At 62.0% G+C, this 14,525-nt stretch carries 17 protein-coding genes; 15 read left to right on the top strand and 2 right to left on the bottom strand.

Features of this window, described 5'->3' with window-relative positions; genetic code table 11:
* Positions 1-79: 79 nt before the first annotated feature.
* Positions 80-1,252: a D-alanyl-D-alanine endopeptidase gene (gene pbpG / locus KHU30_RS19815; RefSeq protein ID WP_211444330.1), complete on the top strand. Its 1,173-nt coding sequence runs from the start codon at positions 80-82 to the stop codon at positions 1,250-1,252.
* Between the two features lie 107 nt (positions 1,253-1,359).
* Here pbpG and KHU30_RS19820 read toward each other — a convergent pair whose 3' ends face one another.
* Positions 1,360-2,145: an IclR family transcriptional regulator gene (locus KHU30_RS19820; RefSeq protein ID WP_098496079.1), complete on the bottom strand. Its 786-nt coding sequence runs from the start codon at positions 2,143-2,145 to the stop codon at positions 1,360-1,362.
* Between the two features lie 235 nt (positions 2,146-2,380).
* Between KHU30_RS19820 and KHU30_RS19825 the strand changes: the two genes are divergently transcribed.
* The 3 genes from KHU30_RS19825 to KHU30_RS19835 all read left to right on the top strand — a co-directional run bounded on the left by KHU30_RS19825 (position 2,381) and on the right by KHU30_RS19835 (position 4,898).
* Positions 2,381-2,812, top strand: a complete 432-nt coding sequence (locus tag KHU30_RS19825) for a diacylglycerol kinase (protein WP_211444331.1) — start codon at positions 2,381-2,383, stop codon at positions 2,810-2,812.
* A gap of 128 nt (positions 2,813-2,940) precedes the next feature.
* On the top strand, positions 2,941-3,717 hold the full coding sequence (locus tag KHU30_RS19830) for a DeoR/GlpR family DNA-binding transcription regulator (RefSeq protein ID WP_211444332.1): 777 nt from the start codon (positions 2,941-2,943) through the stop codon (positions 3,715-3,717).
* Positions 3,717-4,898, top strand: coding sequence for an MFS transporter (locus KHU30_RS19835; RefSeq protein ID WP_230427487.1), 1,182 nt, complete (start codon positions 3,717-3,719; stop codon positions 4,896-4,898). Before KHU30_RS19830 ends, KHU30_RS19835 begins: the two co-directional genes overlap by 1 nt.
* Here the strand turns inward: KHU30_RS19835 and KHU30_RS19840 are convergent.
* The gene (locus tag KHU30_RS19840; protein ID WP_211444333.1) at positions 4,876-5,349 is read right to left on the bottom strand and encodes a DM13 domain-containing protein; all 474 of its coding nucleotides are present in this window, start codon (positions 5,347-5,349) and stop codon (positions 4,876-4,878) included. The genes KHU30_RS19835 and KHU30_RS19840 overlap by 23 nt on opposite strands.
* A 248-nt stretch (positions 5,350-5,597) precedes the next feature.
* On the opposite strand from KHU30_RS19840, the gene KHU30_RS19845 reads away from it, so the two are divergent.
* The 11 genes from KHU30_RS19845 (at position 5,598) to KHU30_RS19895 (ending at position 14,366) form a co-directional block, all read left to right on the top strand.
* A complete protein-coding gene (locus KHU30_RS19845) occupies positions 5,598-6,614 on the top strand; it encodes a sulfate ABC transporter substrate-binding protein (protein ID WP_211444334.1) in 1,017 nt (338 codons plus the stop codon).
* A gap of 62 nt (positions 6,615-6,676) precedes the next feature.
* Complete coding sequence (ssuE, locus tag KHU30_RS19850) at positions 6,677-7,267, top strand: NADPH-dependent FMN reductase (protein WP_211444335.1); 591 nt, start codon at positions 6,677-6,679, stop codon at positions 7,265-7,267.
* 106 nt (positions 7,268-7,373) lie between these two features.
* A complete protein-coding gene (locus KHU30_RS19855; RefSeq protein WP_211444336.1) occupies positions 7,374-8,357 on the top strand; it encodes a sulfonate ABC transporter substrate-binding protein in 984 nt (327 codons plus the stop codon).
* 11 nt (positions 8,358-8,368) lie between these two features.
* Positions 8,369-9,382: an aliphatic sulfonate ABC transporter substrate-binding protein gene (locus KHU30_RS19860; RefSeq protein ID WP_211444337.1), complete on the top strand. Its 1,014-nt coding sequence runs from the start codon at positions 8,369-8,371 to the stop codon at positions 9,380-9,382.
* A gap of 32 nt (positions 9,383-9,414) precedes the next feature.
* Positions 9,415-10,563 (top strand): FMNH2-dependent alkanesulfonate monooxygenase, encoded by a 1,149-nt coding sequence (gene ssuD / locus KHU30_RS19865; protein ID WP_211444338.1) that lies wholly within the window; start codon positions 9,415-9,417, stop codon positions 10,561-10,563.
* A 9-nt stretch (positions 10,564-10,572) separates the two neighbouring features.
* Positions 10,573-11,418: an aliphatic sulfonate ABC transporter permease SsuC gene (gene ssuC, locus KHU30_RS19870; RefSeq protein ID WP_211444339.1), complete on the top strand. Its 846-nt coding sequence runs from the start codon at positions 10,573-10,575 to the stop codon at positions 11,416-11,418.
* Positions 11,419-11,476: 58 nt separating this feature from the next.
* A complete protein-coding gene (locus tag KHU30_RS19875) occupies positions 11,477-12,331 on the top strand; it encodes an ATP-binding cassette domain-containing protein (protein WP_211444340.1) in 855 nt (284 codons plus the stop codon).
* A gap of 37 nt (positions 12,332-12,368) precedes the next feature.
* Positions 12,369-12,584, top strand: a complete 216-nt coding sequence (locus KHU30_RS19880; protein ID WP_098496090.1) for a TOBE domain-containing protein — start codon at positions 12,369-12,371, stop codon at positions 12,582-12,584.
* Positions 12,585-12,642: 58 nt separating this feature from the next.
* Entirely contained in the window at positions 12,643-12,858 is a 216-nt protein-coding gene (locus tag KHU30_RS19885) for a TOBE domain-containing protein (RefSeq protein WP_014007003.1), read from the top strand.
* 27 nt (positions 12,859-12,885) lie between these two features.
* Positions 12,886-13,788, top strand: coding sequence for an EAL domain-containing protein (locus KHU30_RS19890; protein ID WP_211444341.1), 903 nt, complete (start codon positions 12,886-12,888; stop codon positions 13,786-13,788).
* Between the two features lie 2 nt (positions 13,789-13,790).
* A complete protein-coding gene (locus tag KHU30_RS19895) occupies positions 13,791-14,366 on the top strand; it encodes an RBBP9/YdeN family alpha/beta hydrolase (RefSeq protein ID WP_211444342.1) in 576 nt (191 codons plus the stop codon).
* Positions 14,367-14,525 lie beyond the last annotated feature (159 nt).

Raw genomic sequence — 14,525 nt, forward strand, 5'->3', positions numbered from 1 at the left:
TATCTAATTCTCTTGCGATTTTTCTGGTATTTGCCTACACTGCCACAAAGTTATAGATCGTCGCATATTGGAGCCGCAAATGGGCAAATCCGCGTTAATTGTTTTTTTGTCGTTTTTCCTCGTGCTCGCGATTGCGCCCGCTGCTCCTGCTTCTGCCCAAACCAGTCAGTCCACTGCAAAGAAATCCGCGAAAAAAGCCGCGGCTGGCAAGGCTGCAGCTGCCAAAGCTACTTCCTCCCATAAGAAAGCGGTCGCCAAGGCCGGTTCCAGAAAACACACCGTGATTGCCGCCCGCGGGCGCAGCAGCACCGTGGCTTCGCTCAACAAGAACGAAAAGCTGGTGAAAAAAGTGGTGATGGTGCATGGCCGCCGCAAAGTGACTTACCAGCGCGTGGCGTTTGCGCCGGTGGTGCCGGCCTTGCCGCCGGTGTTGTCGGCTGGCGAACAAGCCGGCCTCAACCTGACGCGCGATCCGCTGGAACTGAAATCCAGCGTGGCGCTGGTGCTGGACCAGAATAGCTCGGAAGTGCTGCTGGACAAGAATTCGCAGGTGGCATTGCCGATCGCCTCGCTGACCAAGCTGATGACCAGCATGGTGGTGGTCGAATCGAAACAAGACATGAACGAAGTGCTGGCGGTCACCGATGACGATATCGACCGCGAAAAGCACAGCGGCTCGCGCCTGCGTGTCGGTTCGCAGTTGAGCCGGTCCGACATGCTGCACATCGCCCTGATGAGTTCCGAGAACCGCGCCGCATCCGCGCTGGGCCGCAACTATCCGGGCGGCCTGCCAGCCTTTGTGGCGGCCATGAACGCCAAGGCCAAGGCGCTCGGCATGACTGAAACCCATTATGTCGATTCAACCGGCCTGTCGCACCTGAACGTCGCCAGCGCGCGCGATCTGTCGCGCCTGGTGATGGCAGCCTACCAGCATCCGATCATCCGCCAATATTCAACCGATTCGAAATACGTGGTGGAGCCGGGCGGCCGTCCGCTGCAATATTCCACATCCAATCATCTGGTCGAAAATCCCGAGTGGCAGATCGGTTTGCAAAAGACCGGCTACATCAATGAAGCAGGGCGCTGCATGGTCATGCAGACCACCATCGAAGGCCGCCAGATCGTCATGGTGTTCCTCGATTCGCGCGGCAAGTATTCGCGCCAGGCCGACGCTGACCGCGTCCGCAAATGGCTGGCCGATTCGCACCCTGCTACTTTGACGCGGGTGAAGATCGCCGACGGCCAAAGCTGAATCTGATTGTTCGCCGGCGCCAGCCGGCACCTGAAATTGAAAAAGAGTTTATTCATTGCTGAATAAACTCTTTTTTTATGTGCTGCCGCCTGAGGATTGGCGCGCCGCTATTGCTGCTGCGACGCGTATCCCAGCACCGCGGAAATCTGGTTCGCGGTGCTGATCAGATCCTCCACCCATTCCTCTTGCAAACGGTCCGCCGGCGCCGAGATCGACAGGCCGGCGATCATCTTGCCGGAATCGTCGCGGATGCCGGCCGCCATGCAGCGCACGCCCAGTTCCAGTTCTTCATTGTCGCGCGCATAGCCTAGTGCGCGCACCAGGCTCAGCTCGCGTTCCAGCTTGCCGAGATCGGTGATGGAATTCTTGTTATGTCCTGCCAGGCCGGTGCGCGTGGCGTAGGCGCGGACCATCTTGGGGTCGTCGATGGAGAGGAACAGCTTGCCGGTCGAGGTCAGGTGCAAGGGCGCGCGGCCGCCGATGGCGCGCACCACCTGCATGCCGGAGCGCTCGGAAAACGCGCGGTCGATGTAGACGATTTCATCGCTCTGGCGCACCGAGAGATTGACGGTCTGGTTGGTCTTGCGATGCAGGCCGCGCATGAAATCCAGCGCGGCTTCACGCACGTTGAGCCGGCTTTTCACCACATTGCCCAGTTCCAGCAGGCGCATGCCGAGCCGGTAGCTGCCGGGCTCGGAACGGTCGACAAAGCGCTTGACCACCAGATCGTTGAGTATCCGGTGCGCCGTCGACGGATGCAAGCCGGTCACCGCCGACAGCTCTTTCAGGCTGACCGGATCGGGATAGAGCGCCAGCGTATCGAGCAGCGAGATCATGCGTTCGATAACCTGGATCGAAATCTTGTCGGCGTCGTCGGGAGTAGCTGTTTTCATTGATTTAATGGTGCATTGCAATGGAACGTTTATATCATAATGTGAAAAGCCGTGCATTGCTATTGTCATCGATTAGAGCGCTGCCACAATCGCATATCGTTGATAAACGGTATAAAAAGAGCGGTGAAAGCGCAAGCGTGCAGTGCAGCAAGGCTGTTAAAATGCAAGGATTAAAGTGCAAGCAATCTGCATTTCCGTCATCGCAAGCCAGCCTTGCCTTCAAGATCAGCACAGCATGAGCGAAAAACCGCAATCCACGCAGTCGCCGGCGCAGGAATCCCAGCCGCAACCGATTAGCGAATTCAAGAGCACCAGCGGCTTCAAGAGAATTTTCTCGGCTTTCTTTTATTCCGCCGAAGGTTTCCGTTCCGCCTGGAAGAACGAGCATGCATTCCGCCAGGAGCTGCTGATCGTCGTTCCCGGCATTATCGTTGCGCTGCTGCTGCCGGTGTCGGCGCTGCAAAAGCTGATGCTGATCGCGGTGCTGATCTGGATCATCATCATCGAACTGATCAATTCGGCGATCGAAGCAGTGGTCGACCGGGTGTCGCTGGAGCGCAACCCTCTTTCCAAGAACGCCAAGGATTTCGGCAGCGCCGCAGTGCTGCTGACGTGCGTGCTGGCGGTTGCTACCTGGGCCGTGATTCTTTACCCCGTCCTGATGTAATCCCGAAGTAGTCCCAAGCGCAAGGCCGCTGCCGGAAAACAGTCCCGGCAGCGAATGCCCGCGATACGCTTGCCCATGTTTGCACGTTTGTGTATATTTATACGTGTTTATGCATGATGTGGACGCATATGAATACCGCGAATCTGCTGCTCAAGGAACGTCACGCCCTCATCCGGCAGCGGCTGCTGGCTGACGGCCGGGTGCTGGCGCTGGATCTGGCGCAGCAACTGAACGTTTCCGAAGACACCATCCGGCGCGACTTGCGCGACCTGGCCGCGGCCGGCCTTTGCACCAGGGTTTATGGCGGCGCCTTGCCGCCGTCGCCCGCGGCCGCACCGCTTGCGGAACGGCGCATGCAGGCGCCGTTCCGCAAGGCGCGGCTGGCGCAGGCGGCGGTGACGCTGGTGAGCGCCGGCGACGTGCTGTTCATCGATGCCGGTTCAACCAACCTGGCGATTGCGGAGGCGTTGCCGTGCTTGCCGCTGACGGTGGCGACCAACGCCGCGGCGGTCGCGCTGGCTTTGCTGGAGCGGCCGGAGATCGCGCTGATCATGGTCGGCGGCCGGGTCGATGCGCGCAGCGGCGCCAACCTCGGCGCCGCGGCACTGCGCGATGCCGAACGGATGCGGCCGGACATTTTCTTCCTCGGCGCTTGCGGCGTCGACGCGGAGGCGGGACTCAGCTGCTTCAACTACGAAGAGGCCGAATTCAAGCGCAGCCTGGCCGCTGCCAGCAAGGCGGTGCTGGTAGCCGCCACCCGGGAAAAATTCGGCACGGCGGCGCCGTTTGCGGTGCTGCCCGCCGCCCACCTGACGCATCTGGTGCTGGAGCATGACGCCGACAGCAAGCAGGCGGCGCAATTCGACCGCCAAGGCGTGCAGCTGCTTTACGCCGCCGCCGCGTGATGAACGATCCTGAAAGCCATGCCATGAATCCTGTCGGTCCGAAACAGCGCTACGCTACCCGCCTCGCGTTTCTCTGCGCCGGTCTGGCGATGTCGGCCTGGGCGCCGCTGGTGCCGTATGTGAAGGCGCGCCTGGGGGTCGGCGAAGCCGAACTCGGACTGCTGTTGCTTTGCCTCGGCGTCGGTTCGCTGCTGTCCATGCCGGTGACCGGCATGCTGGCGGCGTGCCTCGGTTGCCGCCGCGTGATCCTGAGCGCTGGTGCGCTGGCCTGCCTGATCCTTCCAGGCCTGGCGCTCGCGGCCAGTCCGTTGCAACTCGGCATAGGCCTGTTCTTTTTCGGCGCCGCCATCGGTACGCTGGATGTCGCCATGAACGTGCAGGCGGTAATGGTGGAAAAAGCCAGCGGCGGCGCACTCATGTCCGGTTTCCATGGCTTGTTCAGCGTCGGCGGTTTTGTCGGCGCCGGCGGCATGGCGCTGCTGCTATGGCTGGGCTTGAATCCGCTGGCGGCCAGTGCCGTGACGGCGCTGGCAGTCGCCGCGGCACTGGCCGCGGCCGCTCCGCACTTGCTGCGCGAGCCGGAAGCGGCCGGACGCGGTGCGCTGTTCGTGCTGCCGCATGGCGCGGTGATCTTTATCGGCGTGCTGTGCTTTATCGTGTTCCTGGTGGAGGGGGCGGTCCTGGACTGGAGCGCCTTGTTCCTGACCGCCACGCGCGGGCTGGCTGCCAGCCAGGGCGGCCTCGGCTATGCCGCTTTCGCCATCGCCATGACCTGCGGCCGCCTGACCGGCGACCGCATCGTGCGCCGTTTCGGCGGCAAGCGCGTACTTCTGCTGGGAGGCCTGTGCGCCGCCGGCGGCTTCTTTGTCGCCGTCGCGGCGCCGAATGCCGCAGTGGCGCTTGCCGGCTTCGTGCTGATCGGCCTGGGCGCTTCCAATATCGTGCCTATCCTGTTCAGCGCCGCCGGCAAGCAGGTCGCGATGCCGGCCAGCCTGGCGATTGCGGCCATCACCACCATCGGCTATGCCGGCATCCTGGCCGGTCCGGCCTTGATCGGCTTCGTGGCGCATGCCAGCAGCCTGAACAGCGCTTTCGCCGGGCTCGGCTGCGCCTTGCTGCTGGTGGCGGCCAGCGCCCGCCTGGGCGCCGCCGGCCGAGCTAACGAAACTGCGCCGCACTGATGAACTGCGAGTAAGTCTCGCACCAGATCACCACGGTGTTGTAGCGTGACAGGTCGACCGGCTGCTGCGACATGTCGATGATGAAGCGCTCGAACGTCTTTACCTCGCCCACGCGCAGGGCCCGTTCCTTGATCTTCAGGAATTCTTCCTTGGTGCCGACGTAGCCGGAAGTCAGGTACACCTTGTAGTCCGGACCGGGCGCGATTTTGCCCTCGAATGCGATTGTGTCTTCGCTGACGGCCACCGTTCCTTGCGCCCAATGCAGGAAGTCGCTGCCCGGCAAATCCTTCTTGAACACTGCTGTGTATCTGGCTTTGCCGGCCGCTTGCGCCAGCTCTGCCGCGCTCGGGCCGTCGCCGGCGGTGAGTATCGGCAGGAAGTACACGCCGGCGCCAAAGCCGATGGCGAGCGCGAGCAAATGCGAGGCGAGATAGGCTAGGATTTTTTTCATGAGGTCTCCGATAGGGATCTGTTCAAGCGTGCTTGTCATTTCTAGTCGGCCCAGATAGTGATTCCTTACAGTCAGGGTTCCTGCTTTATGCCAAATCGGCTGGAATATCCCGTCTCCTTATTCCTCGGCCAGGTCCATGCATATCTGTTTTCTGCATAAGGAGAGAAGAAAGTATTCGTTCTGTTTTCCAGGCCGCCTCATTAATCTGTATTCCTCAAAACAAAAAACGTTCACAAGGGAAGAGGAATATGTTGAAGAAAATCGTCAGATCGGTCATCGCCATCGCCCTGCTGGCCCAGGGCGCGCAACTGGCGCACGCAGCGGATGTGTCGCTGCTGAACGTTTCATATGATCCAACGCGCGAGCTGTACCAGGAGTACAACAAGGCCTTTGCCAAGTACTGGAAGGAAAAGAGCGGCGACAACGTCACGCTCAAGGCATCGCATGGCGGCTCGGGCAAGCAGGGCCGCTCGGTGATCGACGGCCTCGAAGCCGACGTGGTGACTCTGGCGCTGGCTTACGATATCGACGAGATTTCCGAAAAAGCCAAATTGTTGCCGGCCGACTGGCAAAAGCGTCTGCCGCATAACAGCACGCCCTACACCTCGACCATCGTGCTGCTGGTGCGCAAGGGCAATCCCAAGGGCATCAAGGACTGGGACGACCTGGTCAAGCCTGGCGTCTCGGTGGTGGTGGCCAATCCCAAGACTTCCGGCGGCGCGCGCTGGGCCTATCTGGCTGCCTACGGCTATGCGCTGAAGAAGAACAATAACGACGACGCCAAGGCGCGCGATTTCATCACGCGGCTGTACAAGAACGTGCCGGTGCTCGATTCCGGCGCCCGCGGTTCGACCGTGACCTTTGCCGAGCGCGGCGTCGGCGATGTCTTGCTGTCGTGGGAAAACGAGGCCTATCTGGTGGAAGCGGAATTCGGCAAGGGCAAGTTCGACACCGTGTTCCCGTCCCTGAGCATCCTGGCGGAACCGCCGGTGGCAGTGGTCGACAAGGTAGTCGACAAGCGCGGCACGCGCAAGGTGGCGCAGGCTTACCTGGAGTATCTGTATTCGCCGGAAGGGCAGGAAATCGCCGCCCACAACTACTACCGTCCTATCGATCCCAAAGTCGCCGCCAAATACGCCACCAAGTTTCCCAAGCTGAGCCTGTTCACCATCGACGATACATTCGGCGGCTGGAAGAATGCACAGAAGACTCACTTCAGCGACGGCGGCGTGTTCGACAAGATTTACCAGCCTGGCGCGAAATAAGTCGCCAGACCGTATTCACCTGACGGCTCTGCGCGGCGGAGCTGGCTTCAAGATTGCATCAAATGACTATTCTGTTGTTGGCCGGTAGCCCGTCGGCACCATCGCGTTCCACCAGGCTGTTGCATTACACCGGCGAAAAGCTGGCGCTGCTGGGACACCGCTACAGCAAGCTGGACGTGCGTGACCTGCCGGGCGACGCCTTGCTGCGCGCCGATTTCGCCCACCCGGCGATCCAGGCGGCGCTGGCCCAGGTAGCGCAAGCCCGCGCGGTAGTGGTGGCGACGCCGGTCTACAAGGCAGCCTACAGCGGCGCGCTGAAAGCGTTTCTCGATGTGCTGCCGCAGTTTGGCCTGACCGATAAGCTGGTGCTGCCGCTGGCCACCGGCGGCAGCCAGTCGCACATGCTGGCGCTGGACTACGCCTTGCGGCCGGTATTGTCGTCGCTGGCGGCGCGCCATGTCCTGCCCAGCATTTACGCCACCGAGGCGCAGGTGCAGTGGTCGGAGCAGGAAGGCTTGAGCCTGGACCAGGATGTTTTTCAGCGCATAGACGAGGGCGTGCAACAGTTGTCGGACAGCTTGCTGGTGTTGCAAAAGGCCGGCGCCCATGAGTTCAACCCGATTCCATTTTCACAGCTGCGATGTAGCGTGTAGCGCATCCGGCTGGTTTAGATCCCGCTCCCGCTTGATTGAAATCCGCTTTAGCCAGCGGAGGGGGAGCGCTTTGCCCAAAGAACAGCTATCCATCAGAAAGCCAGCAATGACCGATACGATCAAGAACAGACACACCAGGCGCCACGTGCTCGCCATGCTCTCCGCAGTCGCGGCTGGCGCACTAGTGGCAGGCGCGCCGCAGCTGGCGCGAGCTGAAAGCAGGCAGCAGCTGCGCATCGGCTATCAGAAGGCTGCCAGCACGCTGGTGCTGCTGAAGGCCCACGGCACCCTGGAAAAGCGGCTGGCGGCGCAAGGCATTGAAGTGAAATGGGCCGAGTTTGCAGCTGGTCCGCAATTGCTGGAAGCCTTGAATGTCGGCTCGGTCGATTTCGGCTATGTCGGCGAAGCGCCGCCTATCGTCGCCCAGGCGGCCGGCGCCGATTTTGTCTACAGTGCCTACGAGATCCCGACGCCGGAAGCGGAAAGCATCCTGGTGCCGAAACATTCCGCCATCACATCGCTGGCGGAATTGAAGGGCAAGAAGATCGCTTTCAACAAGGGCTCGGACGTGCATTGGCTTGTGATCAGCCTGTTGCAGAAGGGCGGCGTCGGCTACAGCGAATTCCAACCCATCTATCTGGCCCCGGCCGATGCGCGCGCCGCATTTGAACGCGGCGCGGTGGACGGCTGGGCGATCTGGGATCCGTTCCAGTCCGCGGCGATCAGGCAGATCGATGCCCGCGTGCTGGCCAGCGGCAGCGGCGTGGTGAATCATCACCAGTTTTTCCTGAGCGCGCGCAAGTACGCCGAGAAAAACCAGGCGGTGGTGAATGCGATCCTGGAAGAGGTCGGCAAGGAAGGGCAATGGATACGCGCCAACTACAAGGAAGCGGCGGCACAGCTGGCGCCTATCCAGGGACTGGATCCGGAAGTGATCGAAACCGGCCTGCGGCATTATGCCCACATCTACAAGCCGGTCGACAGCAAGGTGCTGGACGAGCAGCAAAAGATCGCCGACACCTTCTATGAGCTGAAGCTGATTCCAAAGAAAATCTCGACGCACGACGCCGTGCTGTCCAACAAGACCTGAGGCAGCGCATCATGACAAGCAGATTGATTTTCCGTCGCCGGTTCCTGCAAAAACTCCACCTGGCGTTGTTGCTGGCCGTTGCCCTTGCTGCGCCGGCCCGCCTTGTGCATGCCCAGCCGGCAGCGGACAAGAAGGAACCGGAACAGATACGCATAGGTTTCCAGAAAAGTGCAGTCAACCTGGTGGTGCTGAAACAGCGCAGCACGCTGGAGCAGCGCTTCAAGAACAGCAAGATCGTCTGGCTGGAATTTCCCGCCGGGCCGCAGCTGCTGGAAGCGCTGTCGGCCGGCAGCCTGGATTTCGGCCTGACCGGCGACAGCCCGCCGGTGTTTGCTCAAGCCGCCAGCAAGGATTTGCTGTACGTCGGCGCGGAGCCGCCGAAGCCGGAAAGCTCCGCCATCCTGGTGCAGGCGGCGTCATCGATCAAGACGCTGGCCGGCCTGAAGGGCAAGCGGATCGCCGTGCAAAAAGGCTCCAGCACCCATTTCCTGCTGCTGCAGGCAGTGAAGAAGGGCGGCCTGGCGTGGAGCGATATCCAGCCTGTCTACCTGGCGCCGGCCGATGCCCGCGCCGCATTTGAGCGCGGCAGCGTCGATGCCTGGGCCATCTGGGATCCGTATTACAGCGCCGCCGAACTGGGTTTCAAGCCACACGTGCTGAGCACCGGACGCGGCCTGTCGAACAATAATTCTTTCTATCTGGCCTCGCGCGCCTTTGCCGAGAACCACCCGGCCACTATCCTGACGCTGCTGGATGAACTGGCCGGGGCCGATCGTTATGTACAGCAGAACCGCAAGGAAGCGACCCAGCTGATCGCCGCTGTCAGCGGCCTTGATCCGGTTACCGTACAGCTGTTCCTGAGCCGCCGCGCCAGTCCCTCGCCGGCCACCGTGATCGACGCCGTCATGGTGGCGGACCAGCAGCGCGTGGCCGACAGCTTCAAGGAAATCGGCCTTATTCCGCGCGCCATCAAGGTTTCCGACATCGTCTGGCAGCCGAAGGCCACAGCGGTCGCCAGGCAGTAGATCCGCCCATTCATCCACACATGGAAGCAGTCATGAACGTTTTCTGGTTTATCCCGACTCACGGCGACAGCCGTTACCTGGGCACCTCGCAGGGCGCGCGTCCTGTCAATTTCGATTACATGAAGCAGATCGCGGTGGCGGCCGACACCCTCGGCTACGACGGCGTGCTGCTGCCGACCGGCCGCTCCTGCGAGGATGCCTGGGTGGTGGCCTCCAGCCTGCTGGGCTTTACCCAGCGCCTGAAATTCCTGGTGGCGATCCGTCCCGGCCTGAGTACGCCGGGCCTGGCGATCCGCATGGCGTCGACCTTCGACCGCCTCTCCAACGGCCGTCTGCTGATCAACGTCGTCACCGGCGGCGACCAGGCGGAACTGGAAGCTGACGGTCTGTTTGCCGAGCATGCCGAGCGCTACGAGATTTCCTCGGAATTCCTCAAGGTCTGGCGCGGCGCCTTGTCCGGCGAAGGCGGCGAGGGTGGCTACAACTTCATCGGCAAGCATATCAAGGTAAAGGGCGCGAAGACCTTGTACCCGCCGGTACAGAAACCCTATCCGCCCTTGTATTTCGGCGGTTCTTCGGAACCGGCGCATGCGCTGGCGGCAGAGCAGGTCGATGTCTACCTGACCTGGGGCGAGCCGCCGGCAGCCGTCGCTGAAAAGATTGCCGACATCCGCGCCCGCGCCGCCAGGCACGGCCGTACGGTGCGCTTCGGCATCCGCCTGCACGTGATCGTGCGCGAGACCAGCCAGGCTGCCTGGGCGGCTGCCGAAGACTTGATCAGCCATGTCGATGACGATGTCATCGCTCGTGCGCAGGCGGCATTTTCCAAGATGGATTCCGAGGGCCAGCGGCGCATGGCGGCGCTGCACGGCGGCCGCCGCGACAAGCTGGAAGTCTCGCCCAACCTGTGGGCCGGGGTCGGTCTGGTGCGCGGCGGCGCCGGCACTGCGCTGGTGGGTGATGCGGAAACCGTGGCGGCGCGCATGCAGGAATATGCCGACCTGGGCATCGATACTTTCATCCTGTCCGGCTATCCGCACCTGGAGGAATCCTATCGCTTCGCCGAACTGGTGTTTCCGCTGCTGGGCAAGGGCCGGGCAGCGACCGGCGAGCAAGCCCTGACCGGGCCGTTCGGCGAAGTCATCGCCAACGGCTTGCTGCCGAAAGCATCGCAAAGTTGAGGAGGCCGTATGAGCGCAGTCATTCATAACACGGCGGCCACACCCGCGCTGACGAAAAAGCCACAAGCCGGCGGCGCCCGCAAGGGCAGCGCGCTGCACATCTGGAAAGAACGGCTGCTGCCATGGCTGCTGCCCTTGCTCCTGATCCTGGGCTGGGAGTTTGCCGCCAAGGCCGGCTGGCTGTCGAGCCGGATCTTGCCTGAGCCATGGGCGGTGGCGCGCGCGGCCTGGTCGCTGACGGTTTCCGGCGAGTTGTGGACCCATGTCCGCATCAGCGCCTGGCGGGCGATGTCCGGCTTTGCGGTGGGCGGCGGCCTGGGTTTGCTGCTGGGTTTGCTGACCGGGACTTTCAAGCGGGCGGAAACCCTGCTCGACACCAGTATCCAGATGATTCGCAATATTCCGGCGCTGGCGCTGATTCCGCTGGTGATCCTGTGGTTCGGCATCGACGAGTCTTCCAAGCTGTTCCTGGTGTCGATCGGCGTGTTTTTCCCGGTGTACCTGAATACCTTCCACGGCATCCGTTCGGTCGACAAGGGGTTGATCGAGATGGCCAGGAGTTACGGCCTGTCCGGCTGGCCCTTGTACCGCGATGTCATCTTGCCGGGCGCCTTGCCGTCGATCCTGGTGGGCGTGCGTTTTGCGCTGGGACTGGTGTGGGTCTTGCTGATCGTCGCCGAAACTATTTCAGCGCAGGCCGGCATCGGCTACATGACCATGAATGCGCGCGAATTCCTGCAAACCGACGTGGTGCTGGTCGGCATCCTGCTGTATGCCTTGCTGGGCAAGCTGGCCGACATGCTGGCGCGCGGCCTGGAGCGTTACTGGCTGCGCTGGCATCCCGGCTATCGATAAGCAGCTTGCAGCCAGCACCATGTATTACGAACGAATCTTGTCTAGGGTGGACGCCAACATGCAAATTGATCTTGTGGAACGTGCGGAAGTAGCAAGCGCTGCCCGGAATGGCACGCGCGGCATAGCCATCCAGGTACGCGCCGTCTCCAAAGCGTATGGCGAGCGCGAAGTACTGAAGAGCCTGGATGTCGACATCGCGGCAGGCGAATTCGTCGCCATAGTCGGCCGCAGCGGCTGCGGCAAGAGCACTTTGCTGCGCCTGGTCGCCGGGCTGGAAGCAGTCAGCCAGGGCCGCATCGGTTTTGAACGCGCCGGGCAGCGCAGCGGACAGCACGACGTGGCACCGGAGATCCGCATCATGTTCCAGGATTCGCGGCTGCTGCCGTGGAAACGCGTGCTGGACAATGTCGGCCTGGGTTTGCCGCGCGCCTCGCAGGCTTCGGTCAAGGCCTTGGCGCAGGTTGGCCTGGAAGAGCGCGCCCGCGAATGGCCCGCGGTCCTGTCCGGCGGCCAGAGGCAGCGGGTGGCGCTGGCGCGGGCGCTGGTGCATGAACCGGAATTGCTGCTGCTGGATGAACCGCTGGGCGCACTGGATGCCTTGACCCGCATCGAGATGCAGCAGCTGATCGAATCGCTGTGGAAGAGCCGTGGCTTTACCGCGGTGCTGGTGACGCATGACGTGCAGGAAGCGATTGCGCTGGCCGACCGCGTGCTGCTGATCGAGGATGGCGAGATCACGCTGGATGAACGGATCAGCCTGGCGCGTCCGCGGGCGCGCGGCAACCTGGCTTTCGCGCAGCTGGAGGAGCGGATCCTGGCGCGCGTGCTGAAACATCCAGCGGCGCAGCCCGATTCGGTGCTCGGCGACCTGTCCTTGCAACGTACTTTCAGCCAGGTCGGCTGGGCTGTTTAGATTTTTTTGACGTAACCGCATGACCAAAGGAGAAACCATGAGCATCCAGGCAATTAACGTCCGCAACCAGTTCCGCGGCAAGATCCACACCATCACCGAGGATGAGGTTTTGTCCCTGCTCGATATTGAAACCCCGTCCGGCATCGTGTCGTCGGTGATCACCACGCGCTCGGTGCGCGATCTCGGGCTGGTGGTCGGGTCGGAAGTGGTGGCGCTGGTGAAAGCCACCGAAGTGTCGATCGCCAAACTCTGATTTTCACCGTTCGCCGGCAGTATCCGTTTATTTCATTTCACCTTTTCAGGAAAATATCATGACTATCCAGGCCATCAATGTACGCAACCAGTTCAAGGGCAAGATCAAAGCCATCATCGAGGGCACCGTGGTGTCGGAAGTCGATGTCGAAACGCCGGCCGGCATCGTCACGTCGGTGATCACCACCCGTTCGGTCAAGGACCTGGGGCTGGTGATCGGCACCGAGGTCGTCGCGCTGGTGAAGGCGACCGAAGTTTCGATCGCCAAGATCTGATGTCCCTGTCTTGACCACGGAGATGCCATGACCTTTCCCGCCCTGGAGCAATATCTCGCCCGCCTGCATAGCGTCAATCACGGCGGCGCGCACGAGGAAGTCCGCAGCGATTGCCGGGTCTGGCTGGATGCCGACGGCCGGGCCCAGGGCCGGTATTTCAACACCACGCTGACCAGCGTGTTCCAGCCTGTGCGGCAGATCGATGCGCTGGCGGGCAAGGGCGCCATCATCGGCCATGAAGGCTTTGCCCACAGCTATTCCGCCAGCGACAACGGCCTGTATCTGTGGAAGCTGCTGGACCATGCCGCCAGCGACGACGAATCGATAGAGCTGGACCGGCTGTGCCGCATGCTGCATTCGATCAATTTCTATCGGCAGCCCGAGGCCGCGGCGGGCGATCTGTACCTGAGCGTGCATGCGCGCTTGCTGGCGGCGGTCGACAGCAACCATGGCATGGCGTTTCGGCGTATCCTGAACCTGCTGCAGCTGCCGCATGAAAAAATCGTGCTGCAGCTGCCGACCATTACGGAAAACCAGGGCTGGCTGCTGAACTATGTGCTGGACAATTACCGGCGCAACCACTTCCGCCTGGCGGTGAATGCCGATGATGTAACCCAGGCCGCCGCTTTGCTGGAGAAGGTGAGGCCGGACGTGATCAAGATCGATGCGCGCGGCGTCACCCATGACGAACAAACCACGCGCCTGCTGGAGCAATGCGCGGCGCGCGGCATCCAGGTGATTTTCAAGCGCCTGGAAAAGGCGCGCGACCTGGAGGTGCTGCAGCAACTGGCAAGGATCGCCGCGCTGCCTTTGCAGGCGCAGGGATTCCTGTGGGACCTGCCGCAGGCTGCGTTGCGTGCTTTCGCTGTATCCGCCGAAACGCCGCCGAATGGCTTTTCGACGGCAGGTGCGGACCTTGGAGGTGCTTGACCATGGCGACGTTGTCTTCATTTCGTGTGCTGGTGGTGCCCGGGCTGTATAACAGCGGCCCGCAGCATTGGCAATCGCGCTGGCAGCGGCTGTATCCGAACTTCGAGCGGGTCGAGCAGGCGCACTGGGATGCACCGGTGCTGGAAGTCTGGTCGCAGCGCTTGCAGCAGCAGTTGCGCGGCACGGACCAGCCGACCCTGGCGATCGCCCACAGCTTCGGCTGCCTGACGACCATCCACAGCGCCTTGCACGATGTGCCGAACCTGGCCGGCGCGCTGCTGGTGGCGCCGGCCGATCCCGACAAGTTCGATGTCAGCGCAGAAGTCAATGGCCGGCTGCCGGTGCCGGCGATCGTGGTCGGCAGCCTCAACGACCCGTGGATGGAAAGCGGCCGCGCCCGCCATTGGGCCCGGACCTGGGGCGCAGACTATGTCGATGCCGGCGCGCTGGGACATATCAACGCCGAATCCAACCTGGGCGACTGGCTCTACGGCCAGTCCTTATTGCAACGACTGGTGGCCTTGTCCAGCGAGCCGCAACGGCAAGCGCGTGAAGCGCTTCCCATCGCTACCCGCTAATCTGCAGAAACTGGATAAATTATCTGGGTCAGAGTCGAATTTCGCGGTGCTTTTTCGCGAAATTCGACTCCCCCACATGACGGATTCGGAGAGAGATAGAACGCACTGCATGGTTTTTCTAGCGATGCGGCATGCACTCCGACCCCAGTTAGCTGCATA

Source organism: Collimonas humicola (assembly GCF_018304945.1).
In the GTDB taxonomy this organism is placed as follows: Bacteria; Pseudomonadota; Gammaproteobacteria; order Burkholderiales; family Burkholderiaceae_D; genus Collimonas; species Collimonas humicola.

Bases quoted from the DNA above. Each gene is read 5' to 3' on its own strand.
- KHU30_RS19860 (WP_211444337.1), top strand. From the start codon at position 8,369: ATGACAAGCAGATTGATTTTCCGTCGCCGGTTCCTGCAAAAACTCCAC.
- KHU30_RS19885 (WP_014007003.1), top strand. From the start codon at position 12,643: ATGACTATCCAGGCCATCAATGTACGCAACCAGTTCAAGGGCAAGATC.
- KHU30_RS19880 (WP_098496090.1), top strand. From the start codon at position 12,369: ATGAGCATCCAGGCAATTAACGTCCGCAACCAGTTCCGCGGCAAGATC.
- KHU30_RS19825 (WP_211444331.1), top strand. From the start codon at position 2,381: ATGAGCGAAAAACCGCAATCCACGCAGTCGCCGGCGCAGGAATCCCAG.
- KHU30_RS19820 (WP_098496079.1), bottom strand. From the start codon at position 2,145: ATGAAAACAGCTACTCCCGACGACGCCGACAAGATTTCGATCCAGGTT.
- KHU30_RS19830 (WP_211444332.1), top strand. From the start codon at position 2,941: ATGAATACCGCGAATCTGCTGCTCAAGGAACGTCACGCCCTCATCCGG.
- KHU30_RS19875 (WP_211444340.1), top strand. From the start codon at position 11,477: ATGCAAATTGATCTTGTGGAACGTGCGGAAGTAGCAAGCGCTGCCCGG.
- KHU30_RS19835 (WP_230427487.1), top strand. From the start codon at position 3,717: ATGAACGATCCTGAAAGCCATGCCATGAATCCTGTCGGTCCGAAACAG.
- KHU30_RS19845 (WP_211444334.1), top strand. From the start codon at position 5,598: ATGTTGAAGAAAATCGTCAGATCGGTCATCGCCATCGCCCTGCTGGCC.
- KHU30_RS19895 (WP_211444342.1), top strand. From the start codon at position 13,791: ATGGCGACGTTGTCTTCATTTCGTGTGCTGGTGGTGCCCGGGCTGTAT.
- KHU30_RS19890 (WP_211444341.1), top strand. From the start codon at position 12,886: ATGACCTTTCCCGCCCTGGAGCAATATCTCGCCCGCCTGCATAGCGTC.
- ssuC (WP_211444339.1), top strand. From the start codon at position 10,573: ATGAGCGCAGTCATTCATAACACGGCGGCCACACCCGCGCTGACGAAA.
- KHU30_RS19840 (WP_211444333.1), bottom strand. From the start codon at position 5,349: ATGAAAAAAATCCTAGCCTATCTCGCCTCGCATTTGCTCGCGCTCGCC.
- ssuE (WP_211444335.1), top strand. From the start codon at position 6,677: ATGACTATTCTGTTGTTGGCCGGTAGCCCGTCGGCACCATCGCGTTCC.
- KHU30_RS19855 (WP_211444336.1), top strand. From the start codon at position 7,374: ATGACCGATACGATCAAGAACAGACACACCAGGCGCCACGTGCTCGCC.
- pbpG (WP_211444330.1), top strand. From the start codon at position 80: ATGGGCAAATCCGCGTTAATTGTTTTTTTGTCGTTTTTCCTCGTGCTC.
- ssuD (WP_211444338.1), top strand. From the start codon at position 9,415: ATGAACGTTTTCTGGTTTATCCCGACTCACGGCGACAGCCGTTACCTG.